The 23,047-nt window shown below is 44.6% G+C and carries 17 protein-coding genes and 5 pseudogenes; 5 read left to right on the top strand and 17 right to left on the bottom strand.

What is annotated here, in order from left to right; genetic code table 11:
• Positions 1 to 144: 144 nt before the first annotated feature.
• Both cqsA and LMH68_RS01430 read right to left on the bottom strand, forming a co-directional pair.
• The gene (gene cqsA / locus LMH68_RS01435) at positions 145 to 1,326 is read right to left on the bottom strand and encodes an alpha-hydroxyketone-type quorum-sensing autoinducer synthase (RefSeq protein ID WP_229647252.1); all 1,182 of its coding nucleotides are present in this window, start codon (positions 1,324 to 1,326) and stop codon (positions 145 to 147) included.
• A gap of 282 nt (positions 1,327 to 1,608) precedes the next feature.
• Positions 1,609 to 2,895, bottom strand: a pseudogene (locus tag LMH68_RS01430) (PLP-dependent aminotransferase family protein); the annotation flags it as partial.
• On the opposite strand from LMH68_RS01430, the pseudogene LMH68_RS01425 reads away from it, so the two are divergent.
• Positions 2,886 to 3,617 (top strand): annotated as a pseudogene (locus LMH68_RS01425) (DMT family transporter); the annotation flags it as partial. The pseudogenes LMH68_RS01430 and LMH68_RS01425 overlap by 10 nt on opposite strands.
• Positions 3,618 to 3,734: 117 nt before the next feature.
• Here the strand turns inward: LMH68_RS01425 and LMH68_RS01420 are convergent.
• A pseudogene (locus tag LMH68_RS01420) lies at positions 3,735 to 3,872 on the bottom strand (GTP-binding protein); the annotation flags it as partial.
• A 449-nt stretch (positions 3,873 to 4,321) separates the two neighbouring features.
• Between LMH68_RS01420 and ihfA the strand changes: the two are divergent.
• Entirely contained in the window at positions 4,322 to 4,618 is a 297-nt protein-coding gene (gene ihfA, locus LMH68_RS01415; RefSeq protein WP_004734853.1) for an integration host factor subunit alpha, read from the top strand.
• 172 nt (positions 4,619 to 4,790) lie between these two features.
• On the opposite strand, the pseudogene LMH68_RS01410 reads toward ihfA, so the two are convergent.
• Positions 4,791 to 5,785 (bottom strand): annotated as a pseudogene (locus LMH68_RS01410) (ABC transporter substrate-binding protein).
• Between the two features lie 193 nt (positions 5,786 to 5,978).
• Positions 5,979 to 6,755, bottom strand: a complete 777-nt coding sequence (locus LMH68_RS01405) for a phosphoribosylglycinamide formyltransferase (RefSeq protein ID WP_413755399.1) — start codon at positions 6,753 to 6,755, stop codon at positions 5,979 to 5,981.
• Between the two features lie 324 nt (positions 6,756 to 7,079).
• Between LMH68_RS01405 and LMH68_RS01400 the strand changes: the two genes are divergently transcribed.
• A complete protein-coding gene (locus LMH68_RS01400; protein WP_229647254.1) occupies positions 7,080 to 7,733 on the top strand; it encodes a thiopurine S-methyltransferase in 654 nt (217 codons plus the stop codon).
• Positions 7,734 to 7,847: 114 nt separating this feature from the next.
• On the opposite strand, the gene purT is transcribed toward LMH68_RS01400, so the two are convergent.
• From purT to LMH68_RS01365, 7 genes are all read right to left on the bottom strand, one after another.
• Positions 7,848 to 9,023 carry a formate-dependent phosphoribosylglycinamide formyltransferase gene (gene purT, locus LMH68_RS01395; RefSeq protein WP_017070928.1) on the bottom strand — a complete coding sequence of 392 codons (1,176 nt, stop codon included), beginning with the start codon at positions 9,021 to 9,023 and terminating at the stop codon, positions 7,848 to 7,850.
• 167 nt (positions 9,024 to 9,190) lie between these two features.
• A complete protein-coding gene (gene cdd / locus LMH68_RS01390; RefSeq protein ID WP_229647255.1) occupies positions 9,191 to 10,078 on the bottom strand; it encodes a cytidine deaminase in 888 nt (295 codons plus the stop codon).
• A gap of 286 nt (positions 10,079 to 10,364) precedes the next feature.
• Positions 10,365 to 11,042, bottom strand: coding sequence for an LrgB family protein (locus LMH68_RS01385; RefSeq protein ID WP_017059134.1), 678 nt, complete (start codon positions 11,040 to 11,042; stop codon positions 10,365 to 10,367).
• A gap of 2 nt (positions 11,043 to 11,044) precedes the next feature.
• Positions 11,045 to 11,416, bottom strand: a complete 372-nt coding sequence (locus LMH68_RS01380; protein WP_004734867.1) for a CidA/LrgA family protein — start codon at positions 11,414 to 11,416, stop codon at positions 11,045 to 11,047.
• Between the two features lie 25 nt (positions 11,417 to 11,441).
• Positions 11,442 to 12,866, bottom strand: coding sequence for an exodeoxyribonuclease I (gene sbcB, locus LMH68_RS01375; protein WP_229647256.1), 1,425 nt, complete (start codon positions 12,864 to 12,866; stop codon positions 11,442 to 11,444).
• Between the two features lie 206 nt (positions 12,867 to 13,072).
• The gene (locus LMH68_RS01370) at positions 13,073 to 13,921 is read right to left on the bottom strand and encodes a sterol desaturase family protein (RefSeq protein ID WP_017059137.1); all 849 of its coding nucleotides are present in this window, start codon (positions 13,919 to 13,921) and stop codon (positions 13,073 to 13,075) included.
• An 87-nt stretch (positions 13,922 to 14,008) separates the two neighbouring features.
• A complete protein-coding gene (locus LMH68_RS01365; protein WP_017070924.1) occupies positions 14,009 to 15,022 on the bottom strand; it encodes a DUF2804 domain-containing protein in 1,014 nt (337 codons plus the stop codon).
• 170 nt (positions 15,023 to 15,192) lie between these two features.
• On the opposite strand from LMH68_RS01365, the gene LMH68_RS01360 reads away from it, so the two are divergent.
• Positions 15,193 to 16,227: an AraC family transcriptional regulator gene (locus LMH68_RS01360; RefSeq protein ID WP_229647257.1), complete on the top strand. Its 1,035-nt coding sequence runs from the start codon at positions 15,193 to 15,195 to the stop codon at positions 16,225 to 16,227.
• 4 nt (positions 16,228 to 16,231) lie between these two features.
• Here LMH68_RS01360 and LMH68_RS01355 read toward each other — a convergent pair whose 3' ends face one another.
• Positions 16,232 to 17,182 carry a hypothetical protein gene (locus LMH68_RS01355; RefSeq protein ID WP_017065511.1) on the bottom strand — a complete coding sequence of 317 codons (951 nt, stop codon included), beginning with the start codon at positions 17,180 to 17,182 and terminating at the stop codon, positions 16,232 to 16,234.
• Between the two features lie 39 nt (positions 17,183 to 17,221).
• Entirely contained in the window at positions 17,222 to 18,556 is a 1,335-nt protein-coding gene (locus tag LMH68_RS01350) for a sphingomyelin phosphodiesterase (RefSeq protein ID WP_229647258.1), read from the bottom strand.
• Between the two features lie 418 nt (positions 18,557 to 18,974).
• Between LMH68_RS01350 and LMH68_RS01345 the strand changes: the two genes are divergently transcribed.
• Positions 18,975 to 19,496: a DUF2058 domain-containing protein gene (locus tag LMH68_RS01345; protein ID WP_010441213.1), complete on the top strand. Its 522-nt coding sequence runs from the start codon at positions 18,975 to 18,977 to the stop codon at positions 19,494 to 19,496.
• Between the two features lie 128 nt (positions 19,497 to 19,624).
• Here the strand turns inward: LMH68_RS01345 and LMH68_RS01340 are convergent, their stop codons facing one another.
• The 3 genes and pseudogenes from LMH68_RS01340 to LMH68_RS01330 form a co-directional block, all read right to left on the bottom strand.
• Positions 19,625 to 19,846, bottom strand: a complete 222-nt coding sequence (locus LMH68_RS01340; RefSeq protein WP_017059142.1) for a hypothetical protein — start codon at positions 19,844 to 19,846, stop codon at positions 19,625 to 19,627.
• A 218-nt stretch (positions 19,847 to 20,064) separates the two neighbouring features.
• Positions 20,065 to 21,537 (bottom strand): aerolysin family beta-barrel pore-forming toxin, encoded by a 1,473-nt coding sequence (locus LMH68_RS01335; RefSeq protein WP_229647259.1) that lies wholly within the window; start codon positions 21,535 to 21,537, stop codon positions 20,065 to 20,067.
• Positions 21,538 to 22,015: 478 nt separating this feature from the next.
• Positions 22,016 to 22,778, bottom strand: a pseudogene (locus LMH68_RS01330) (YdcF family protein).
• Positions 22,779 to 23,047 lie beyond the last annotated feature (269 nt).

The following is a 23,047-nucleotide window of genomic DNA, read 5'->3' as shown; positions in this document are numbered from 1 at the left end:
TAATAGTCTGAAGTTCACGGCCATTGGGTAGACATAGATTCAAGAAAGAGCTCAGCGAATTGCTGGGCTCTTTTTGTATCGCGACATGATAGCGTCCATTCAGTCCTGCCGTTGGTGTTGGTTATAAATATGGTTCGAAAAAGGTTACACGAACTCTAACTCGGGGTGATGGTACGCTTCGTGACAAACCGTGAGCACATGGTCAATGTCTCTTGGCGTCATGTCGGCATTCACTGAAAAACGGATGATGTTTTTGTTCTTGCCAGTCGCAGGGCGGCAGAATACTGCACCGAACACATCACGCTGTTCTAGGAAGTCACGCACACGTTCAGTGTTTCTTTCATTGCCGCACTCTAGCGCTACAATTTGAGACTCACTGCGGATATTAAAGCCAATTCGCTTTAGCCCCGTAGTCAGCGATTTTGCCCGATTGAATAAGGCTTCTCGTTTGTCTTCCGCACCTTTGATCACCTCCAACGTTTTCTCTAAACGAACCACCTCTTGTGGTAACACCGTCGAGCTAAAAATCGCAGGGTACGCGACAAACGGCAAGGTTCTAGACAGTTGTTTAGGACCAAGGATTGCCCCGGCGCGATAAGCAAAGGTTTTTGCCAAGCTAACGGTGATGAAGTCGACTTGGTTGGTGAGCCCCAATGCTTGCACTAAGCCTGCACCATTCTCTCCATGTGTACCCAGTGAATGGGATTCATCAACGACGACCGCACAATCAAACTCTTGCGCCATTTCGTAGATGTCGCGCAGTGGGGCAATGGTGCCTATTGTGCTGTAAACCGAGTCGACAACAATGACACCTGAGCCGTGGCGCTCTAACTGTTTGCGTAGGTGATTCATATTGTTATGCATAAACGGATGGGCAACTGCGCCGGCAGCCCGAATCCCTTCCCATAGCGACATGTGTGCAAGGAAATCAATATACACAGGTGTGCCCGTTGGACAGATGGTTTGCAATAGCCCAATATTGGCCGCCCAGCCCGATTGAGAAAGCAAACAGCTCTCCATTCCAACATAGTTCGCAAGCTTAGTTTCGAACGCAGGTTTAGACTGATCATCTTGTAAGAAAATGGCAGACATCACCACGTTGTCATCGTGCTCACAGATCGCCGCTTGATGGGCTTGTTGGATCTGTTTGTTGTTTGACAGCGCTAAGTAATCATTGCTCTGCATCACAACGGAATTACGCTGGGGGCGTTTACCCAATACTAAATGCTTCTGGCTTTGGTTCTGGGTAATCAGGTCTTGAATATAGAAGTTCAAGCGTTCTTCGATAAAGGAAGGTAGTGGTTTGTTTTTTGTTTTATCACTCATAATAGTTCTCTTCAAATACAGGAAAACGCCAGCGCTGACGGCTGTATATTGACGATAAAAAGTGATGTGTCATTAGCCAAGTTGCATAATTTTGTGGGTGCTTGCAAACTCAGCATTTAAGGGTTTTGAGGCGAGTGGGTTTCCTTACGGTTCGGGGCTTTACCCGAATTAAGATAGGAATAATAGCCTTCTTTTTTATGACAAAAGGCTATTAGAATTCGGCATTCGAAGGCATTTAAAAAAGCGGATTTTGAAAGGCTACGTGCTACGTGCTACGTGCTGTTAGCTGTGAATATGGATAATCTCGATTAAGGCATCCAATTGCTGCTTGGCTCCACCCTCTAACGAATACCCAATATTGATGCGTAAGCAATTGCTGTAAAGGTCGAGAGTGCTGAACAGGTGTCCAAGCCTAATATCAATGTTCTTCTCGGTAATGCCCTGAGCAAAGGCTGACTGGTTCAAGCTTGGGATTTGCAGCCAAAGCACCATGCCACCTTGTGGATTACTTATCTTCACATCTTGAGGAAGGTGCTGAGCCAAATAACTTAGGTATTGTTGGCGCAAAGACAAGATCTGAGTGCATCTTCTCCTCACGTGCTTAGCGTATTGGCCAGATCCAATAAAGTCAGCAACCGCAAGCTGAGTGGGCAGGGCAACGCCGTAGCTCGCAGCTGAGAACTGAGCCTTGTATTCGTTGATAAACCTGCCCGGCAAGCAGCATCCCAAACGGTAACTCGGTGACAAATTTTTCGATACTGATCCACACCATAAGACAAAACCGCCTTTGTCGTAGTATTTCGCGGGGAGCGGCGTGTGTGAGGAGTAGGACAGTTCCAGATACACATCATCTTCAATGATCGGCACTCGATAGTGATTCGCTAATTCAGCCAGTTTCTGCTTTTGAGTGGCTGACATGTTGATCCCTTGAGGGTTCATATGAGAGGTACAAAAGATCGCGGCATCGACTTGTTTATTTTTCAAATGCGCTTCCAGTTGTTGCAAGTCGACACCATCATCTAGAGACGGGATCTCGATGATTTTTCGCGACATTTGTCCGAGCAATTCCAGAATACCGTTGAAACATGGCGAGCTAATAGCGATGGTGTCGCCTTCTTTAGTGTAAGATTCAAGTGCGGCCTTAATCGCAGACATACAGCCAGCCGTAATCACCATCTCTTCAGGTGAAAAGTGCACATCGAGCTTGGCAAAATGAGTGGATAATGCCTGTCGTAAAATCGGCTCACCTTGTGTATCTGGGTAATGGTTAAGCCTGTTGCTCATACGCCTAATAGCGCGACGAAAACTTCGTTCCAGTTCAACGATCGACTGCTCATCATTAGTGGTGCTCGAAACCCCTAAAGGCCCATTGATTGAGTTGTGAGTCGATGAGGTTTGCCTAACGCTGGACACCTTACTCTCAAACTGTGCCCACTCTGGGGTTGAGTGAGCAGGTTTATGAGGAGAAACAAAATATCCCGCTTGCGGTCGAGAATGAATCCAACCTTGTGATTCCAGTTTTTGGTAGCAGCTCACCACGGTCGACATGCTGATCGCCTGTTGCTTGGCGCTACTTAGTCAGTTATGGCTTTGTGTTCGGTGTGGGTATCTGGGGTATGGCTTCATGGTCGATCACTGCTGGTTTATCGTCTGGGCTTTCATCGGTCTTGCTTTCAACCAACGTATTAATCGGCATGGCGGTTGGCGTGTGGTTGTTCAAGGAGAGTGCTTCTATTCGTAAATTATTGGGTGCGATGCTAGCTATGTGTGCATTGGCGGTATTGGTATCTGCAGCTACGGGTAATGTCACCGTTAATGGCGTGATCTTGATTATGATTGCGGCGTGCTGTTGGACCTTGATGGGCGTGATTGTTAAGGCATCGAAAACCACTCAAGCTTTTGCGTTCAATGTCTGGGGGATGCTGTTTGCTCCAGTGCCATTAGTGTTATTTGCCGTGATGTTACACGGTGACCAAATAATCTGGCAGGGCATCGAACAATGGGATTGGAACACGACGATTGCGGTGCTGTTTCAAGCTTACCCAACCACGCTATTTGGTTATTGGGTATGGAATAAGCTGCTAATCCAATACCCGTTAAGTACGACCGCGCCGTTAACCTTGTTAGTGCCTATCTTCGCATTGATTAGCGGTTACTTTATGTATGATGAGGTGCTGTCTGTGGCTCAGGTTGTTGCATCAATACTGTTTCTTGTCGGGATTGGTTTGATTGTGAAACCTGCGAATGTAACGAATACCAAAGCGACACAAACACTTGCTGAACAAAAATGATTGAAGAAAGCTGATATTGCATGAGCAGCTTTGAATGACAAATAAGACCTCGCACTTGTGAGGTCTTATTCTATGTCGAAGAAGTGAAGTTATTTAAATAACCAACTTACTAAGCAATCAACTAACCATACACGCAAGTAACTGGCTCTCAAGATCATATTCTATTTCTAGACCGATCATTTCTATTCTGATTTCGATACACTCATCGAGTTCTGATTCCGTCAAGCCATCCTCTGTTAAGTTGTAACCGAAAACCTCAAAAGAACATAGGCTTTTATAAGTGAATTCGAATTAAATTCTGAAATGATACAAATCTTATATTTAATAACGCTTATTTAGTAACCTTTGTTGAGTCCCATATCAAATCAAGTGGCTGATTTTATTGGGTATCGGAGAAAAGTCTCAAAAATTATTATATAGTTCGCTAAAGTTTTAAATTCTATTAATGGTTGTTTGTATGGAATATAACTCCATTTCGTTACTGTTGAGTAGATGGTTTTTAGCTATATATGTGAAATTTGAAGCGAGTTATCTTTCTGATTTGAAAGAATAATTAAATAGTTAAGATAAAAAAGTTGGCGAAAATCAGAAGCTTGGCATACACTTTCCTTGTAAATGACCTTATCTCATTGATTGAATAGGGTAAATGCTTTGGCGCTACTGGCGATGGTAGCAATGTTTAACATAGCTTTGAGGAAAGTTTTATGGCACTCACGAAGGCCGATTTGGCTGAGAACCTGTTTGAGACACTCGGATACAGCAAGCGGGATGCCAAGGAAACGGTGGAAGTGTTTTTCGAAGAAGTTCGTAAAGCGCTCGAAAATGGCGAACAGGTAAAACTGTCTGGTTTTGGTAATTTTGATCTTCGCGAGAAAAACGAGCGACCTGGTCGTAACCCGAAAACTGGTGAAGACATTCCAATTTCTGCTCGACGTGTTGTTACTTTTAGACCGGGACAAAAACTAAAGGCCCGTGTCGAAAATATTAAAATCGAGAAGTAGCCAAGCAATAGACCACGCCTAGCGTGGTCTTTTTGTATCTGCATAGAGTTTAAGCTAAACGCATTTCTTTAATTTTTAGTAACCTTTCTCAAACTCCATCTATTTACTGTCCGGTAAGAACTTGCTTTAGATGCGAAAACAGAGGCTAGGCCTCTGACTTTGAATCTTCACTCTAAAGGGCTTGTTGAACCTTACTTGCGATGTCTTCAGACACCCAAGGCTTCCATACCTGTGGTGAGCTTTCTAGAAAGTAATACATGGCTTCTTCGGCGTCGGCTTGGTTGTCTTCCATCCAGGCCAGCAACTCACTCATTTGTTTATTGGTAAAACCACGCTTTTCAAAGTATTGGTAGGCAAGAGGTTCGTTATTAGCAAAGGCTTCTGTGGTGATTGTGTGAACCGGTGCTGGTGGATACATGGTCACTTTAGGAGATTCACAATCAGGTTGTGTCGTACAGTTACGGAATTCCTCAATGTCAGTACCACTTCCGAAATCAACCTTCACCATTTCATACTTACCTAGCACAGGCGTAGGCGACCAGTAATATCCAAACCATGCTTTTTTGCGTTCGTAAGCTTTCGCTATCGTACCTGTTAAAGCGGCGCCTGAGCCGGGATCAACCATTTCAAAATTGTGATCTTCTAACTTAAGCGCATCGAACAGGTGACCGGAGGTAATCTGACAAGTCCAACCCGCAGGGCAGCTATAAAACGCAAACTTCTCATCATCTTCTGGGTGTTCAAACAGCTTTGCGTTTTTAATCACACCTTCAATGGTTGTAAGCTCTGGGTACTGTTCAACAAGGTAGTTTGGTACCCAGAAACCTTCTTCACCGCCGTTGACCAAAGACTTGCCCGCGTAACGTAGACGCTTATCCGCAACACCCTTATCCAACGCTTCTTTGATGCCATTAGTCCAAAGCTCTGGCGCAACATCAGGTTGACCTTTTTCAATCATTGACGTGCCCGTAGGGACGCTATCACCGGGGATTAAGTCCGCTTCACAGCCGTAGCCGTTATTCAAAATGAATTGGTCGACATGAGCAATAGGCTCGCCGAGTTCCAGTTCATGTCTGCAATGGTGATCTTTCCGCATTCGTCAGCACTAGCGTGTACAGAAAACGCAGCAAGTAGCGCGATGGAAAGCATGGATTTGTTATTCTGCATTGACGTAATTCCTTTTCTTGTCAGAAGCTTATTCGCTATAGAAACAGAAATGTTCGACGGAGAAAAGAGACTGAGATCTAAATTTAAACGATCTGATTATTTGGGATAGGAAGTGGAGAGGCTACTCAACAAGTACTAAAAAGGGCTGCGAGTGCAGCCCTTGTGATGTTTATTGGAATAGCCTATCTATGTGTTAAGCCGCTTTAATGTGCGTTGTAATGTACGGTTGCCATGCTTGTTGGTAAAGCTCTAAAGATTGGCGTCGTAGGCTATTGATTTGTGCCGCTTCGATATCGTTGATTGGGCGATGTTCTGCAATTGCGTGACGCTCAATACCTTGGATAATTTCGTACAGCTCGTGCTCAGGACCACTTTTCACATCAGCAATCGCTTTTAAGTGAAGTTGAACCTCTGCAATGATGTTGGTTTTAGGCAAACGAACCAACAAGTTAAGGTCACGGTAACCAGAGTCAGCCGGCGATTTAAACTTATTTTTCAGCTTAACAACGTCTGCTTCACGGCTTAGCGCTTCGTAAACTTCAACCAAGCTCTCTACATCGTTCGCGATGATAGTTGCACGGGCTAAGTCGGTAATTTTTGTCACATCACCATCAAGCTCAAGGGCGATTTTTTCTTCTGCGCGAGCTTGAGATTTAACGCCAGCAAATAGCGCTTCAGAATTGGTGAGTAGGGCAGTACTTTTACAGATAGTTTCTAGTTCAGCTTGGCCTTGATGCGCTTTGCTGTACAAAATATCGAAGTCGGTGTAAGGCTGAGTCGGGCGTGAGTCGAAGGCTTTGATGCCGTAAAGGCCGCTCAAACTATGACGGAATACGTTTGAAGATACTTGGTTTTGCGCAGGAGTGCGCGTTTGATTTGTTGAACTTGTTGAAACAGGTGCTGCTGCGAATGCAGGCGCTCGGCTCAATACCAAAAGCATTAGGGCCGTCGTACGGAGAAATACACTCATTCAAACTCCAAAATACAAGGTTACAAAAAACGGGTAGTCAAAAGGGGTAACCAGTAACGCACAAGAGTAAAAACAGCTTAACTAAACTCACTACATATTTAATGGGGCTAGCTAAGACAGAAACCAACTCTAACGTTTAATATTGCTTTAAAATGTGAAGATATAGACAAATAATCCAACCGTTAGTTCCGCAATTATCAGAACTTTGAACTTAGCCAGTTTCTGATTTTATCGAAATCAATTTAGTACTTTAAACCAAGCTAAGGTTGCTCTTACCTCTCTATACTGTACCCTTGCATTATGACTGTTTAACATGAACGAAAGATGAATAATCCTGAATTTTGGCACAATAAATGGGCAGCCAACCAAATTGGTTTCCACCTCGAAGATGTAAACCCACTTCTGATTAAATTTTGGGAAAATACTGAGCCTAGCTACGAGAAGAGTGTGTTTGTTCCACTTTGTGGCAAAAGTGAAGATCTGATTTGGCTAGCTTCAAAGCATGAAGATGTTCAAGGTGTCGAGTTAAGCCAGATTGCGGTTCGCGCATTTTTTGCAGAGCACCTTTATACCCCGACTGTGACTCAAATTAGCGGTCAGCACGAGCTCTACCAATTCGATGAATTGAGTGTTTATACGGGAGACTACTTCACAGCGCCTATTCAGCCTGTTGACATTATTTATGACCGAGCTTCTTTAGTGGCATTGCCTGAAGAGATGCGAGTGCAGTATGTCGAGCGTTTGAAACAACTACTGAAACCGGGTGGTAAGATTCTTTTGGTAACACTGGATTACGACCAAAACGAAATGGCTGGGCCTCCGTTTAGCGTGCCTAAGCTAGAAATCGATCAGTTGTTCGCAGGTTATAAGATCACATTGTTGAATCAGGACATCGCAGACGATGAACATCCGAAGATTGCTAAGAAAGGTTTGTCTCGCTTCTGTGAAGAAGTGTATTTGATTGAGTCAGACGCTTAAGTTCAGTCTGCTTAGTTAAGCGAACAGATAACACCAACAAAAAGACGGGCTCGATAGCCCGTCTTTTTTATTGTTCAGATTTGAACTCGTGATTGTTCAGAATTGAATAGCAGGTTAGTAAATCACTTTTACTTTTGACGCGCTCTCAATTGCATCTTCAATCGCTGTCTCAGTGCTGTTGCGACGAGTAAGCGCCACACCAAGACGACGGCGACCATCGATATCAGGCTTACCAAACAGGCGAACTTGTGTTTGTGGTGCGTCTAGCGCCTCTGTAAGACCTTCAAAACGAATGTTGGTTGAAGTACCTTGGCCAAGGATAACCGCTGATGCACATGGGCCGTATTGCGTGATGGATTTGATCGGCATACCGGTAAAGGCGCGTACGTGCAGTGCGAATTCCGATGAGTCTTGAGACATCAATGTTACTAGGCCTGTATCATGTGGGCGAGGGGAGACTTCATTGAAGATCACGTGGTCGCCTTTAACGAACAGTTCAACACCAAAGATGCCGTGACCGCCTAATGCGTTAACCACTTGCTCTGCCGTGTATTGCGCCGCTTTAAGTGCGTTGTCAGACATGACCTGTGGCTGCCATGATTCACGGTAATCACCGTCTTCTTGACGGTGACCGATAGGTGCACAGAAGTGAACACCGTCGACAGCACGAACGGTTAGAAGCGTGATTTCGTAATCAAAGTCGATGAAGCCTTCAACGATTACACGACCCGCGCCAGTACGGCCACCTTCTTGTGCGTAGTCCCAAGATTTCTGGATATCTTCTTCGGTTTTGATAACGCTTTGGCCTTTGCCTGAAGAACTCATTACCGGCTTAACAACGCAAGGCATACCTACGAACTCAACAGCAGCGGCGAAATCTTCAAAAGTGTCTGCAAAGCGGTAAGGCGAAGTGCTTAGTTTTAACTCTTCAGCGGCTAAACGACGAATGCCTTCACGGTTCATCGTTAGCTTGGTTGCATTAGCCGTTGGAACGACATTCAAGCCTTGTGCTTCAAGTTCAACTAACTTGCTAGTGGCAATAGCTTCAATTTCAGGAACCACATAATCTGGCTTTTCTAGTTCAATGATCGCTTGAAGTGCATCGCCGTCTAACATGTCTAATACATGGCTACGATGCGCAACTTGCATTGCTGGTGCGTCTGCATAACGATCACAAGCAATAACTTCCAAACCTAAACGTTGGCACTCGATAGCAACTTCTTTGCCGAGTTCACCTGAACCTAATAGAAGTACACGAGTAGCATTTTCACGAGTAGCAGTACCAAACATAGAAATTCCTTCCGATCTTTTGAACGATTGATTGAAAACGGGGTGATCATACTTATTTCAATGACAAAAGCAAACGTTTGCGCAAGTTGTTGCGTTAATTGCAGGCATAAAAAAAGCAGCCCTGCTAAATAGGGCTGCTTATTTAAATTTTTGTTAATCAGATGTACTTAGATTGCTAAGTAAGTCACTGGAATGTCGGGATTAATCGCTTCTAATGTAGATTGCGTATCCGCTAGGTGACTGATGCTACCTTCTGCGATTTCAACCAAAGCAGCACTTTCAATTTGTTCGAAATCGAAGCCAGCCAGTTTAAGTTGAATTAACGCGACTTGTAGAGGAGGTAGGCTCGGGTTGAACGCTGCATTTTCTGCGTAAGCACCCGTGAAAATCTCACCTGACGTCAGTTGTAATGAAACACCACTTAGGTTTTTGGTGTAAGGAGCATGGCTACGGTTTAGTGCCGCTAGCGCTTCTACAACAATAGGCGTTGTTTCTTCGGTCGTGTACTTATGATCAAGCTTCGTCATTAGGCCTGTTGTTACACCTAAATCAGCAGGGCCGAACGAGTCTGGTAGGTACTCTTGCAGAGACATTTCATCACGTTGTGGAAGCTGAACTTTAAGTTCTTTTGCTGTTGTCAGTTCGTTCATGAATTGACGACAGTGACCACAAGGACTGAAGTTGATGGTGATATCTGAGATACCGAGTTCGCCTTTCATCCAAGCGTGGCTGATTGCAGATTGCTCAGCGTGAACGGTTTGACCAAGTTGAGCACCAGCGATTTCAAGGTTTGCACCAAAATACAGAGTACCAGACAAACCACGCGCGATTGCACCAACATAAAAGTCAGATAACGGAGCGTAAGAATACGCTGCGGCAAAAGGAAGTAGCGCAATACGTAGCTCGTCATCCGCTAGACCACTTGCTTGCAGTAGGCTAGCAAATTGTTCTGGAGACAATGTCGCGTCAAAGTTGTCTGCTAATACGATGTCACTCAAAAGCGCTTTCATTGATGATGGAGCACTTTCCAGCGCCAGGGTAATACGACTGTTCATGTTGAATCCTTAATTGACCTTAGGCTTTAAGTTTATGCAATGCTCAGGAATTTTCTGTGATAAATATCACTATTGAATTGTTGTTGTTACATTGGTTTGCATAATTAGAGTGAGGTCACACTTGAAATCGATTACAAGCGCCATTTATACAGCTGATATCGCACTTATTGCTCGTAAAAGACCGTGACTTGACTGCTATTGCTAAATAATTGCGAATAAAAAGCCCAAACAGACACTGTAATAAACAGCATTCTGGTTGGGCTGAATCGCGTAGTGATCGTTTAGGTTAAGAATAGAACCAAACCACGAGCGAAAATATACTCGGTGCGATGATTGAGGTAATGACGCCACAAAGCACAAGAGCCAAAGAACTGAATGCTGCATCTTCCTGATTCTTTTCAGCACAGGTTGCCGTACCTAAAGCGTGAGACACGGTACCCATGGTTAAACCTCGAGCAATAGGGCTCTTAATACCAATGAGATTGTAAATTGGGTAAGCAAAAATTGCCCCAAATAGACCCACAATCAATACCAGTATTGCCGCAATCGCTGCTTCACCACCTAAATGGCTCGATACTTCCATTGCAATTGGCGTGGTGACTGATTTGCCTAACAAGCTCGCAATCAAAGTTAAGTCCGCTTTAAATGCTACTGCGATCACTGCCGTTGTTGTCATCGACATCACACTGCCTAGCGTGCACGCAAAGGTAATGATGCGCCAGTTGGCTCTGATTTGAGGTAGCTGCTCATAAAGTGGGTAAGCAAGTGCAACAACCGCAGGCTGCAGCATGTAGGTAATCCAAGTGTTGTCAGCATAGTAAGTCTCAAACGGTACTCTAAAGAACGTGAGAATCGGAATGATGATACCAATGCTGATAAGCAGGGGGTTACACAGCGGCGAGTTTACTTTTTGACTTACCCAGCGAGCAAATAGGAATACCACGATGGTGAGTAGAATCCACATGATCAGTTACCTCTCGAAAGCAAGCGGTCTAAGAACCATGATAAGGATACTAACACCAATAATGTGCCACCAACGGCGCTCGCCATAATTGGCAATGCGTTCGCGATGAGCATGTCGAAATGATCCATCAACCCAACACTGATCGGAACAAACAGTAAGATCATTAGGCGGATAATCAAGCTTGCACCGGGCTGTACCCAGTGCGAAGGAACAATACCAATCACCATGGCGGCAAACAGAATCAACATGCCAAAAATACTGCCTGGAATTGAGGTATCCAAAAAGTGCTGTAACGCGTTACCTGCTGTAAGTGCACCTATGATTAAGGTGAAGGAGATTAAGCAGTAAACCAGTTGGATCAATCTTTCTTTCAAAGTGTTACGTCTCTTGATAATGGAATTAGCTAGCTAACTTTTCTACGTACTGATAAACCGCCTTCAAGATAGCCATTTTCTTCTCGTCGCTTTCATGTTCGTGCGCGAGGTTTTCAAGGTTGAGCATGTACTCTTCTAAACGGCACTCATAAAACTCACGACAATGGTTCGCCCATTTCAATTGCTCAGCTTCGTCGAGCGTCCATGGGAAGTTACGCGCACGGTAACGGAACAGTAACGGTTTAATTCGTTCGTCACTAAAGGTGATATCCAAAGCTGCCAAGTTGTTCGGGTCAGTTTCGCGAATGATGTTCATCGCTGTTTTATCAGCAGGTGAAAAGAAACCGTCGTAAAGGTGTGTATCAACATCATCACTCTTTTCGTACTCGCGTTCTTGTGAGTACAGGCCGATCAGTTTTTCGCGGATCTCAGGGTGTTCGCGTAGCAGTGCCAAGTTTTTCAGGCATTGTTGGCGATCGATACCGATGGTTTCGGCATTTTCAGCCGTCAGCGTTTTGGCTGGAGCAAGAATAGGGCACTTGTTCAGTTGAACCAATTTGATGGGTACGGGTAGTTCGTCTTCACCCAGTTCACTGCGTTTGGTATAGAGCCTTTCTCTGAGTTCATCAGCGTCCAGTTCTAACAGTGGGCTTGGATCTTTGGCTAAATCAACCACGATAACCGCATTTTGATTGGTTGGGTGCCAAGCCATAGGCACAATCCAGCTGGTGTAGTTGCAGTCACGGCCTAACATGCCTGAAACGTGCATTAATGGTGTCATGTTTACGATATCAACCAGATCATTCAGCTTACGCTTATGACGCATGTTGTAAAGGTAATCGAACATCTTAGGTTGCGCAGCTTTCAGCTTCTTCGCTAACTCGATGGTCGCAATAACATCGGCCATCGCATCGTGCGCGTTTTCGTGTTCAATGCCGTTTGCCACAGATAGGTGTTCCAGTTTGAAGCTTGGGTAACCTTCTTCGTTCTCTGGCCAAACAATGCCTTCAGGACGCAGTGCGTGAACAGCGCGCATTACATCTAATAAATCCCAACGAGAGTTGCCATTCTGCCAGCTCCACGCATATGGGTCGATGAAGTTTCGGTAACAGGTGTAACGCGTTACTTCATCATCAAATCGAATACTGTTGTAGCCAAGGCTTGTGGTGTTAGGTTTCGCTAACTCAGCATGGATCTTAGCGATAAACTCTGGCTCAGGGAGACCTTGTGAAGCCGCTTTTTGTGGTGTGATACGGGTGATCAGTGCAGCTTCAGGCGCAGGGAGGTAATCAGCGGGAGGTTGGCAATAGATAACCAGAGGCTCTCCAATAACATTGAAATCTTGGTCGGTACGAACACCCGCAAACTGACTCGGACGGTCTTTTGCTGGGCTAACGCCCCATGTTTCGTAATCGAAAAAGAAGTAGGTTGGCTGATTATCTGAACTCATTGAATTTCCTGAACAGCAAGCGCGGAACGTTTACTGTGGCTGAAGGTTAGTTTTGTTCAGTATCTGATAGTATGCGGTACGCGTGCAACCCAGATCACAAATAAATTGCCGGAAAACGGTGCTTTACTATTCAATCGAGTCAGTGGGGAAGGTTTTGAAACCAATTGAGGCGGTTTCTTAGTTAATACAATCTGTCTATCGTCCGTTTAATCCGATGGAGGCGAGAGTATCAACTGGACTTTCTGCTTCATGGTTAACTCTCGGTTCTTCAAATCTTTGAATATGGCCTTCCATTCTTGAAAGGTGACCACTATCGGATTAAAACTGTTCACGGGTTTGGTGACGCCATAACGTACAGTTTCAACTTCAGGTTCGAATGTACCAAATAACTTATCCCAGATAATAAGAACGCCGGCGTAGTTCTTATCAATGTATTGCGGGTTTTTGCCGTGATGTACTCGATGATGCGAAGGGGTATTAAAGATGTATTCAAGTGGCCCCAAGCTTCGTATCCATTGTGTATGGACGAAGAACTGCAAACCTAGATTGAGAAGCACCACAAAGATGACCCACTTAGGGGCAAAACCTATGATGACCAACGGTATCCAGAAAAGCCACATCCCAGCAAGTGGATACATTAAGCTTTGACGGAAAGCCGTACTGAAGTTCATGCTTTCTGAACTGTGGTGTGCCACGTGTGCAGCCCACATCCAGCGAACACGATGGCTTGCTCTGTGGAACCAGTAATAGCAAAAGTCTTGCAACACCATCAATACAACAAAACTCAGCACGCCCATTTCAATGTCCATTAAGCGCCAACCAAACATCCAGAGATACAGCTGCACGACCAATAACCCGGTGAGCAAATCGGAGAGTTGATGCATTCCCGCCAGCGTGAAATTACACATCACTTCTGAAAGCTTATAGCTGGAGTTATCAGGCAGTCGACCTTGCTTCTGACCGATAAAATACTCAGCCAACATGCACACCACGAACAAGGGCGCTAATACCAGCAGTAGCCATTCTGGGTAATTGATTAATGCGTCGATATTCATGTTTTATCCTTGTTGAGACGCCATACGCGTTCTTAGTATCAAGTTTACTTAGACTTGCTCGCCTGAAATTCAGTTAGCAAAATTTCGCTACCAGCGAGCAAAGTGATCTTCTGTTAGGCCAAGAACACCATCGAGTTGATGTGTCACTCCATTGTTGTCTTCAATCGAGCCAGAAAAGTGACCAATGAACTGACGAAAGTTACTTTTTAACAGCCATAAATTGAGCTTTTCGCTGCGATTATTTAAGGGCGTAAAGGTCAGGTTTATACGTCCATCTTGTGATGTTATCTGCCAAGGTAAATTGGTGTCTTGGCGACTAAACGCAAACTGTACCGGGTTAAGTAAGTGCCGAGTTCCATTGATCCATAAAACGTTCTCGCAGCCTCCGGTTTCATTGACGCCTGCTGCGAGGTTCAAGCCAATATCTGTCCCATTGGATTGCGTGTTGATGCTTGCCCAGCGCCAACTGGTTTCACGTCTCATGTAACCCGCTGAAAAGTCATAACCGGCACGAGCTTGTTCGAGAACGAGTGATTCTCCCTTGATTTGGATTTCACCGCTGATGCGCAAAGCATTGTGCTTTTGGGTGTAAGTCCAACCTGAATAACCCGTTGGGCTGCACATCGCCATGGGCAAGCTGTCGGTTTCAGGCTCTAAAGAAATATCGGCCTTGATGAATTTCGTATTCAAGCGAACTCGCCATTGTCCGCCCTCGATATAGAAAGCAATGCTTTGATCTGCAATGCTTGTCTTTCCTTCAAATGGTGAAGGCGTTACATGCTTATCAAACCCTAATGGCCTCAACCAAGATGACTCTTGCAGATGGTTGTTTTCTATGTCGTACAGATAACAAAATGCCGAGCCTAAGTAGCGAATATCCGCGATAGCGACGCCGATAATGTGTGTGTCGGTGACGATGCTGACAAACTGGAATTGCTTATAGTGGAAGTGCTTCTGCCAAGGGTTTGCTTTTGAATCCATCGAGTTTCGGTAGTCAAAGTTCTCGATGTTTAGGTGTTTAAGGATGCCATCGAAATGCCCAATGATCGGCTGACCATTAGAATTAATCAAACTGTGTGGGGCTGGGTTGGTTTTTATCATTGCGATGGTTCACATTATTTTAACAACTAAAGCCATTGTGCGATGAGTAGCGTAGAATTGGGAGGTCATATTCGGACAAGAGCGCGTTACCAATCACGATTTTGTCAGCATGTGTTGTTAAGGCTGAGTAGTCATGTTGATGGGAATGGGCTCGATATAAGGAGAGACGATTGGAGATTATCGCGGAGTATAAGCCAACCGGACATAGGCACCAGTTGGGTACATTAGATATCGCGCTGCTGTTGAATACGCTAGAGCAACGAGGTATCGATATTGAAAGGCTACTCAATGATGTGGGTTTGCCGAACATGGATTGGCGAGATCCGAATGGAAAACTGACTTACGCTGACAAGCTTTCGTTGTTTAGCGCGGCTAATCAGAGTTTTCCTCACGATGGTTTGGGGCTTTGGTTGGGAGAGCACGCTAGCTTGAGCCACTTTGGTGTGTTGGGTTATGCGCTATCAACCAGTCAAAATGTCGGGGAGGCCATCAAGTCGGGCTTCAAGTATTTGCGCCTGAACGGTCCTATCTTCTCGGTTAAATTGTTTCTAGATTCCGAGCAAGCAGTGATTCAGATTGAGAACACATTGGAAGTGGGCGATCTGCTTCCTTTCTGCAGTGAATATTTCTTGAGTTCAATCGTCTCTTTATTCAAAGAGCTGACTGGTCATGAGTTGGATATTCATATTTTGGCTTTGCCTTATACACGCACTAATTACGCCAAGCTCTATGACGATCGTTTCCAGTGCCCTGTAGTTTTTGAGCAGAGCCATTGTGAACTGCGTTTTGATGTATCGGTTTTGTCGCAAACCTTATTGACTCATGATGCAGCGACACTGAAGCGCTATCTTGCGCCTTGCCAGTCGATAATGGAAACGTTGGACTCTGAGCATCTGCTGACTAACCAGATCAAAACGATCTTTTATCAAACCGCAGGCAGTTTCCCGAATATTGAACAACTCGCGGATGAGTTTGGTTGTAGCTCTCGTACACTCAGGCGAGAGCTAGTGACCCATGAATCCAGTTACCAAATATTGCTTACCGAAGTTCGAGTGGAGCTGGCCAAAGAGCTATTACTCGGCACAACCATGAGCATTGATGACATCGGTGAAAGGCTCGGTTATAGCGACCCTGCAAATTTCAGAAGGGCGTTTAAAGGTTGGCTCAATAAAACGCCCGCTCAGTTTCGTGATGGTTTAAGTTAAGGCGTTACTTGCTAAAGAACTGCTCCCTGAAATCGGTGACTTGCTGTTGATAATAACTGTCCCAATCTTGTTGAGTCCAAGTGGCATAACTTGATGAGCGCTGAGAGTCTAAGGTCGCTTTGAGCTGATCCAGTTGCTCGTGATAACTCATCACGGTTTGTTGCTGTTGTGCGACTTGTTGTTCTCGCGCGGCAATGTTGCTGGCCTGCGCTTCATCTAAGTAGGCATCTTGAAGGTCGGCTTTGACTGATGCTACTTCAGCAGGGCTATAGCTGCTGGGTATCAAAGATACTGCCAGTTCATATTTTTGAAGCTGTGTTTCGGCGTTTAACGTGCCCGTATTGTTTTGCCATTCACTAAGCAAATCTTGATAGTTGGCCAAAAACTGGCTCGCTTCGTTCTTTTCAAGGGTGTTAGCGTCAAGCGTAAAATCCAGATGAGCAAACTGGTCAGCGAATAGCTGGTGGGCCAACTCTCCCCATACTTGTTGTGCAGATTGCTTGAATAAGGCAACACGATCTTCAAGAGTCTCTATGGATTCAAGTGGGATAGTGCTTTGTGTTAATTGCCAGTCAGCCGATAGCTGCGGATAGTCGCTCAGTAACTCAAACCATATGCCCGGCAATTCTGATTTCAATCGTGCGAGTTGCTCTGCGCAGTCATCGCGTTGTTGGCAAAGCTTCCAGAACCCATCGAGTTCATCGAACAAAGCCTTGCCTTCAAGCTCACTCAAGTTTTCAGCAAGAATTTTACCGTCCAGTGCTCCGGCTTGGGCTTGATTGCTGTGCGATGCGGAGTTTTCCGAACTAGCGGTTGCAGTAGGCGTGGAATTATCGTCATTAGTTGTCGTAGAAACACGCGGCTTAGGTTCTGTGTGTTGAGCAGAAGATAGCGCTGTTTCGTTCGTTTTTGATGACCACGAATAGCAAATAATGCTCGCCGTTAAGACGAGCATTTGGATTAATATAACTCGATGCATTATTGGTTCACCGAGTTACTTGATCACGGCGCTAACAGGGAAGTGGTCTGAAAGGTTGTAGTGCTTCCATAACTCACTGCTTGTTGATCTTGGGACATCCACACGATTGTCGTTATGAGCTTTGGCGGCATATTCCGAGCTCACTACCACATAATCGAGATACTCAACGTTTTCACCACCCGACATAGGTTCACCCGCAAAGTTGTTGATGCGTGGGTCAAAGGTAGAAGCGGTGTAACCTGAGTAGGTTGGTTCGTCAGCTTGCAGGTTAGCGAACATCTGTTGGTAGTCGTCTGGGAACTTGAGCTTGTTCACGTTGAAGTCACCGCTGTAAACCACAGTTTCTGATGCCGGGATATTCAGAGACTGCGCCAGTGCACGCATCTGCTTGAATTGACGTTGTCGGTAATCACGAGCGGTGTCCGTATCGAATGATGCCGTGTGGGTACCGAAAACATGGTAAGCCTGACCATTCTTGATAACTTCCGCGTAGTTAACACCTTTATCAGCAAAGCAATCTGTGCCCGTGCAATCAGGGAAAACATACTGCGCTTCATTAACGATAGGATAGCGGCTGACAATGATCACACCACCGTCGTATATGTTAATCCCATCTTTATCGAGCATTTTAGTTTGATAAGGATACTCTTTCGCAAGCTCACGCAAGAACTCATCTCTGCCGTTAGCAAACACCTCTTGAAGCGCCAACACGTCATAGCCCTTTACATATTGAGGGAGTAGGTCATAGCGGTCACCAATATGTGAAGCGATGGCAGGCAGCGCCCAGATGTTGTAAGTCATGACCTTGAGTGTATTGGCATCCGGCTCTGGTTGCTCATCCACTTTTGGTGGGGTGATGGTGTAATAAATATCATCATAGCGCGCTGTAGAATCGGATTTGAGGGCTAGCTCTGCATTGACCCCGAACGCATCGGTTGTGCTGCGATGAATATTACGATCGTCATGCAATGTTAGGTTGACGTCTGCGGCACTCAAACCATGTTGCAGTGTCGAGTTATACCAATGTCCCTTCATGGTTTGGTTGAGCGTGACACTTTCGCCCACAGCGTTTGATACCACAGTATCAAACTCATAGGTCTTCCCAGATTTCACACCAGTCCAGCGGTTGAAACTTATCAGCTTCTTCGTCTCCCAAGGACCAATCTGTTCAACATGCTGTTGCCACTCATCACCGAGTTGAAGCAGGTCGGTACCAGTGTGGTTGGCTTGAATGGTCATCACTTGATTGGTGTTATTGGTGAGATACACGTCGGTGTCTGCGATCGCAGAGGTCGAAGCGATTGATGTGGATGCCACAAGTGCAGCTAACCAAGTCCATTGAGTTTTCATCGTTTACGTTATCCTTATTGATTGATGTCTAGAATAACGTAGTCAAGAGTTATGACATTGGAGTTATAACTCTATGGCATTTATTCAAATATGAGATATATGCCAAGGTTTTATAAAATTGATTAACCATTGAAAATTAACATATTGTCTTATCGGAATGATAAGTGGTACGCGCGCGAATAATAATAGGGTCAGTTAATGCTTTCGAGTCGGTGGAACAGCCAATATTGGCGTGCTTAAGTGAAAACTGTGTGTCGCGGTAAAGTGGAGGTTGTGAGCAACAAGAAGGGAATATGGACACAGCTTAGAGCTATCAGCATAAATTTTGCGATTGTTCTGTAATTTACTCTTGTTCAGTAAACAGAAACCTCAAAAACAGGTATGATAGTGCCGTTTTTAATCCTGAACTGGGAAAGTCATGGCAAAGTTAACACTCCAAGAGCAGATGCTTAAAGCTGGCTTGGTAAATGAGAAAAAATTAAAGAAGGCGAAGAAAGGCTCTAAAAAGTCTCGCGTTCAGTCTCGTGAAGCAAAAGCGGCAGCTGAAGAAACTAAACTGGCGCAGCAAGCGAAAGACAAAGAGCTAAACCAACAGTTGAAAGAACAACAGTTGAGCAAAGAAATTAAAGCTCAAGTGAAGCAACTGATTGAGATGAACAAGATCGAACAGAAGAACGGTGAGATCAAATACAACTTCACCGACGGTACGCTAGTTAAATATCTTTACGTAGAAGAGCTGACTCAAAAGCAACTAAGTAAAGGCATTCTAAGTATTGCTCGTCAAGGCGAGAGCTATGTTGTTATTCCAACAGCAGTAGCGAACAAGATTGCTATGCGCGACGAAGAATCTATCGTTGATACGCAGGCAGGTAGCACAGACGAAGTAGACGAAGATGACCCGTACAAAGACTTCGTGATCCCAGATGATCTAATGTGGTAATCCGTTTTACCTAGCTCTATTTTAATGGTTAGCTAAGTTTACAGGATCTAAGAATGCAGCGAACAATCACTCGATTGGCGCTGCATTTTTTTTGGCGCGAAATGACTTCAACAAATCTTGAATAAAGCTTAGTGTTCTGACATGCCGTAAACAAGGCTATCATTGGCACTTGCATGATCGATAAAATCGGTATTAGCGCGCTGTTCGTGTTGGTCATAGCCATCGAAGTAACAGTCGCCAATTTCATTGCGCGGGCAAACGTGAATGTGGTCTTTGATGACCAGTTCGGTAGAGCAGCATGGGCAGTGTTTTACATGTCCAGTGAGTACCGTAGATCGATTTGGTTTCATACATCCTCCTGATAGGCACTGTAATCTGATTGCCTATTTGCACCCTAAGTTACGCAAATTAGTGTGTCGTTATGATTTCATTTTTAAGTCAATGAAAAACGATTCAGAAAGTGAATACTTAGCGGCTAATACAGATGTATGACTGAGAGAATGTAAGACGAATCAAGCCCAGAGCAGACGCAATGGGCTTGGAATAACAGCTGAAACTTTCTATGGGCTTATGGCTGCATTGGGGTAAGCGTTAGCTGAGCGCTGTTATAACCCAGTTGCGCTAGGGCTGCAGGGTCGAAGTCAGTCAGAACCTTGATGTCACCAGCGTAGTAGGGTGTGTAATCGCCTGAAGGTGTCATGGCGTTAAATGAATCAATAGAGTGCTCGGTACCAATATCGATCATTCCAGAATATTGTGACTCCGCACTAAACTGGCCTGAAACATAGGTGTAGAAAGGACGGACACTGGCACCTGCGGCGTACTGCATGCTACTTAAACCATTGGTGTTGATTGCCCAGCTCCAATCCCACCATTTCATCTCTCCAGGAATATAACGGTGATCCCATTGGTAGCGGATATTGGCTTGATCTTCGCTGGTGGTTCCCATGGTAAAGGTGTGAGAGACCGTCGGGCGGTTTGTTGGGTGTGAGCTTAGCGCATTGCCGCTATAACGAAGGAAACCTGTGAAGTTCACGTCGTAACTCATGCTGGTTTTGATACGGTATGGGTAAGTGATGGTAGAGCGTAAGAACTCTACTTGAAAAGGAAGTACTGAGTGAGCAGGCACGGTGATGATGGCTTCCAGTTCTGTTGGTTCAAAACGAGCACCATTGTTGGTATCGGAGAAACGTTGGCCATCTTCTAGCGCTACTCTTACTTCTGTCTTTCCAACTTGTGGCCAATGAAAGGTTTCATCAATGACGACTGAATCAGCAAGGTCGAAGCGTTGGGTTTTACTCCATTGTGTGGATTGCTCAAAATGAAGGTCAACGACGATTTGTTTAGACTGATCAGTCTTGTTAATAGCATAAGCTGTAAGGGTGTTGATCAGCTCTTGGTCAGTTTCTTCTACCGAGCCGTGCCAAAACGCAGTGTTATCGAGTACGTAAGAGAAGTTATCGACAGTGATGGTTGCCTTCTCATTACAACGCTCACCGGTACAGCTTCCATCGTTATTGCCTTTAATCTCCCAACCATTGTTAAGCGGTTTTATTGCCATGTCTTGGCCGACGTAACGCGCGCTATCGCCTCCAACCCAAGCGTAACCGAGGTTATGGGCCAAGTAACTCAGTGGCCTGATAAAGTTCGTGTTGTCGCTGACTAAGGCGCGTTGAATATCAAGGTTATTGTTCGTTTCGATAGCTTGCGCTTCGTAGTAAGGCAGGCCTGCGTCTGGGGTATTGGGGTAGCACCAAGTATTGTCACTTGGTTGTCCTTGTTTGATGAGCCCGTGGTAGCCAGACCCCATGATCACCCAGTCATTTTTAAGGCCAGCAATGTCCCACACATTCATGCGAGATAGTAGGGCGGTTTTGTGTTCTTGAGCTTCTGTATTACTGAGCGGACGATAATCGGAACGGCAGATATCTTCACCGAGGTTATCCAATACGATTTGGTCTGAATATATCTTGGCATGAGTGGCAAAAGAGATGAAACAGAGGGCAGAGCTAAATAGAACGGTTTTACTGACGTTAAGCATGAATAAGTTCCTAAATGCCATTATTTGGCTATTTTTATTAGAATCGAGTTATTAGATTTTATTGATATTATTTAAAGCCGAGGGGCTCTAGCGGGGTGTACTTTGTCATATAAAACAATGCCAAAAATACTGAAATGAATTGAAAATAAATACTTATAGATATCAGGAGGTTGTACTGATCAACTTGTTGTTTGATAAAGACTTATCTTGATGACTTCAATTAGTTTCAACAATCCAATCTATGGGTGATTAATTGTTGAACGTTTCTGTTTTTGAAGCCTCGTTATTTGGTATGTTGGCTTGGAAAATTTAGGCCAGCAAGATGGATTAGATAGGTTTATTGTTTAAAGGAGGGGGAAGTACTGAGTAAGCCAAATAAGGAGGGATGTTGTGATAAGCAAGAATCGAAAAATGCAGCCAACAACCGTTCGATTGCTGCTGCATTTTTTATTGTTCGAGTTAACTTAATTGGAAGAGATTAAGCATCACCTGGTTTTTCGCGTTTGCTGTTCCAACCCATAAAGTTGTAAATGTTGTAACGAGCAAAGCCAATCTGTTCATGCAAAGCAAAATCTGTGACCGCAAAGTTGTACCACAATGGCAACCATGAAATTTGAGCAGCCATATAGTCGGCTCTCACTGGAATAACATTCAAGCCGAAGTGGTTGAAGTAGAGCTCGCTACGACGAATATGTAGGCCAGATGAAACCAACACAATGTTGTCGAATTTATGATGATTTCATTAGGTCACTAGTGAGCTGAGCGTTCTTCCAAGTGTTGACGCTATTTGGCTCTTGAATGATGTCACCCATCGGAACGCCAAGTCTCAGCAATTGTTGCTGATAAACTTCTGCTTCGGCAACACCGTTATTTTGTGCATCGCCACCACTGATGATCACTTTGCATGTGGTTTGGGTTTTGGCGCAATCTTTATATTGGCTGGCGGTTTCACTGATTCGGCCAAAAGAGAAAAAGGCTGGCTCGAACTCTTGCGTGCTTTTAATTAACTGCGTTCCCGCACCCAGAAGAACAATGGCGTTATTGTCAGACCATTGGATATCAGGCTTATTTTCGTAATCGGCTTGCAGATCGTTCAGTAAATAACGAGGAATTAAACCTGAACCAATCAGCACAAATGACGATATAAGAACAAGAGATAAAAACAGAGAGGTTTTTCGCCACTGAAGTAAACGTGTAAAGCCTACGAATAGCAGAAGAAGTAATAATATAATAAAGCTCATGAGGATCCTGTTATCGAACTGGTGCCAAGATGATGTGACATACTGAAGCGGTGCATCATATATCAGTTATGTTAATCATTTATAGGTAACTCATTGTATTATTGAACAAATGCACGATTTCTTTCTATCAAGAACAATCATCGATGAGAGCATTCGAAAAATCGCTTTATTATTGTTCGATAATCCCATTTTAAATATAGGTATATAAATCAAGAGGGTTATTTAAACCTTATTTCGTGTTATTTGATTTATCTGTTCATCGGTTTCCG

It is taken from the genome of Vibrio sp. F13, assembly GCF_020806305.2.
GTDB classification, from domain to species: Bacteria; Pseudomonadota; Gammaproteobacteria; order Enterobacterales; family Vibrionaceae; genus Vibrio; species Vibrio crassostreae_C.
This window is presented reverse-complemented; position numbering and strand designations above follow the sequence as displayed.

What these genes read in the sequence shown, in the direction of transcription:
- LMH68_RS01370 (WP_017059137.1), bottom strand. Translation starts at nt 13,921, where the DNA reads ATGAATATCGACGCATTAATCAATTACCCAGAATGGCTACTGCTGGTA.
- cqsA (WP_229647252.1), bottom strand. Translation starts at nt 1,326, where the DNA reads ATGAGTGATAAAACAAAAAACAAACCACTACCTTCCTTTATCGAAGAA.
- LMH68_RS01385 (WP_017059134.1), bottom strand. Translation starts at nt 11,042, where the DNA reads ATGTGGATTCTACTCACCATCGTGGTATTCCTATTTGCTCGCTGGGTA.
- LMH68_RS01400 (WP_229647254.1), top strand. Translation starts at nt 7,080, where the DNA reads ATGAATAATCCTGAATTTTGGCACAATAAATGGGCAGCCAACCAAATT.
- ihfA (WP_004734853.1), top strand. Translation starts at nt 4,322, where the DNA reads ATGGCACTCACGAAGGCCGATTTGGCTGAGAACCTGTTTGAGACACTC.
- sbcB (WP_229647256.1), bottom strand. Translation starts at nt 12,866, where the DNA reads ATGAGTTCAGATAATCAGCCAACCTACTTCTTTTTCGATTACGAAACA.
- LMH68_RS01335 (WP_229647259.1), bottom strand. Translation starts at nt 21,537, where the DNA reads ATGCTTAACGTCAGTAAAACCGTTCTATTTAGCTCTGCCCTCTGTTTC.
- LMH68_RS01355 (WP_017065511.1), bottom strand. Translation starts at nt 17,182, where the DNA reads ATGCTCGTCTTAACGGCGAGCATTATTTGCTATTCGTGGTCATCAAAA.
- LMH68_RS01405 (WP_413755399.1), bottom strand. Translation starts at nt 6,755, where the DNA reads ATGAGTGTATTTCTCCGTACGACGGCCCTAATGCTTTTGGTATTGAGC.
- LMH68_RS01345 (WP_010441213.1), top strand. Translation starts at nt 18,975, where the DNA reads ATGGCAAAGTTAACACTCCAAGAGCAGATGCTTAAAGCTGGCTTGGTA.
- LMH68_RS01340 (WP_017059142.1), bottom strand. Translation starts at nt 19,846, where the DNA reads ATGAAACCAAATCGATCTACGGTACTCACTGGACATGTAAAACACTGC.
- LMH68_RS01365 (WP_017070924.1), bottom strand. Translation starts at nt 15,022, where the DNA reads ATGATAAAAACCAACCCAGCCCCACACAGTTTGATTAATTCTAATGGT.
- cdd (WP_229647255.1), bottom strand. Translation starts at nt 10,078, where the DNA reads ATGAACAGTCGTATTACCCTGGCGCTGGAAAGTGCTCCATCATCAATG.
- purT (WP_017070928.1), bottom strand. Translation starts at nt 9,023, where the DNA reads ATGTTTGGTACTGCTACTCGTGAAAATGCTACTCGTGTACTTCTATTA.
- LMH68_RS01350 (WP_229647258.1), bottom strand. Translation starts at nt 18,556, where the DNA reads ATGAAAACTCAATGGACTTGGTTAGCTGCACTTGTGGCATCCACATCA.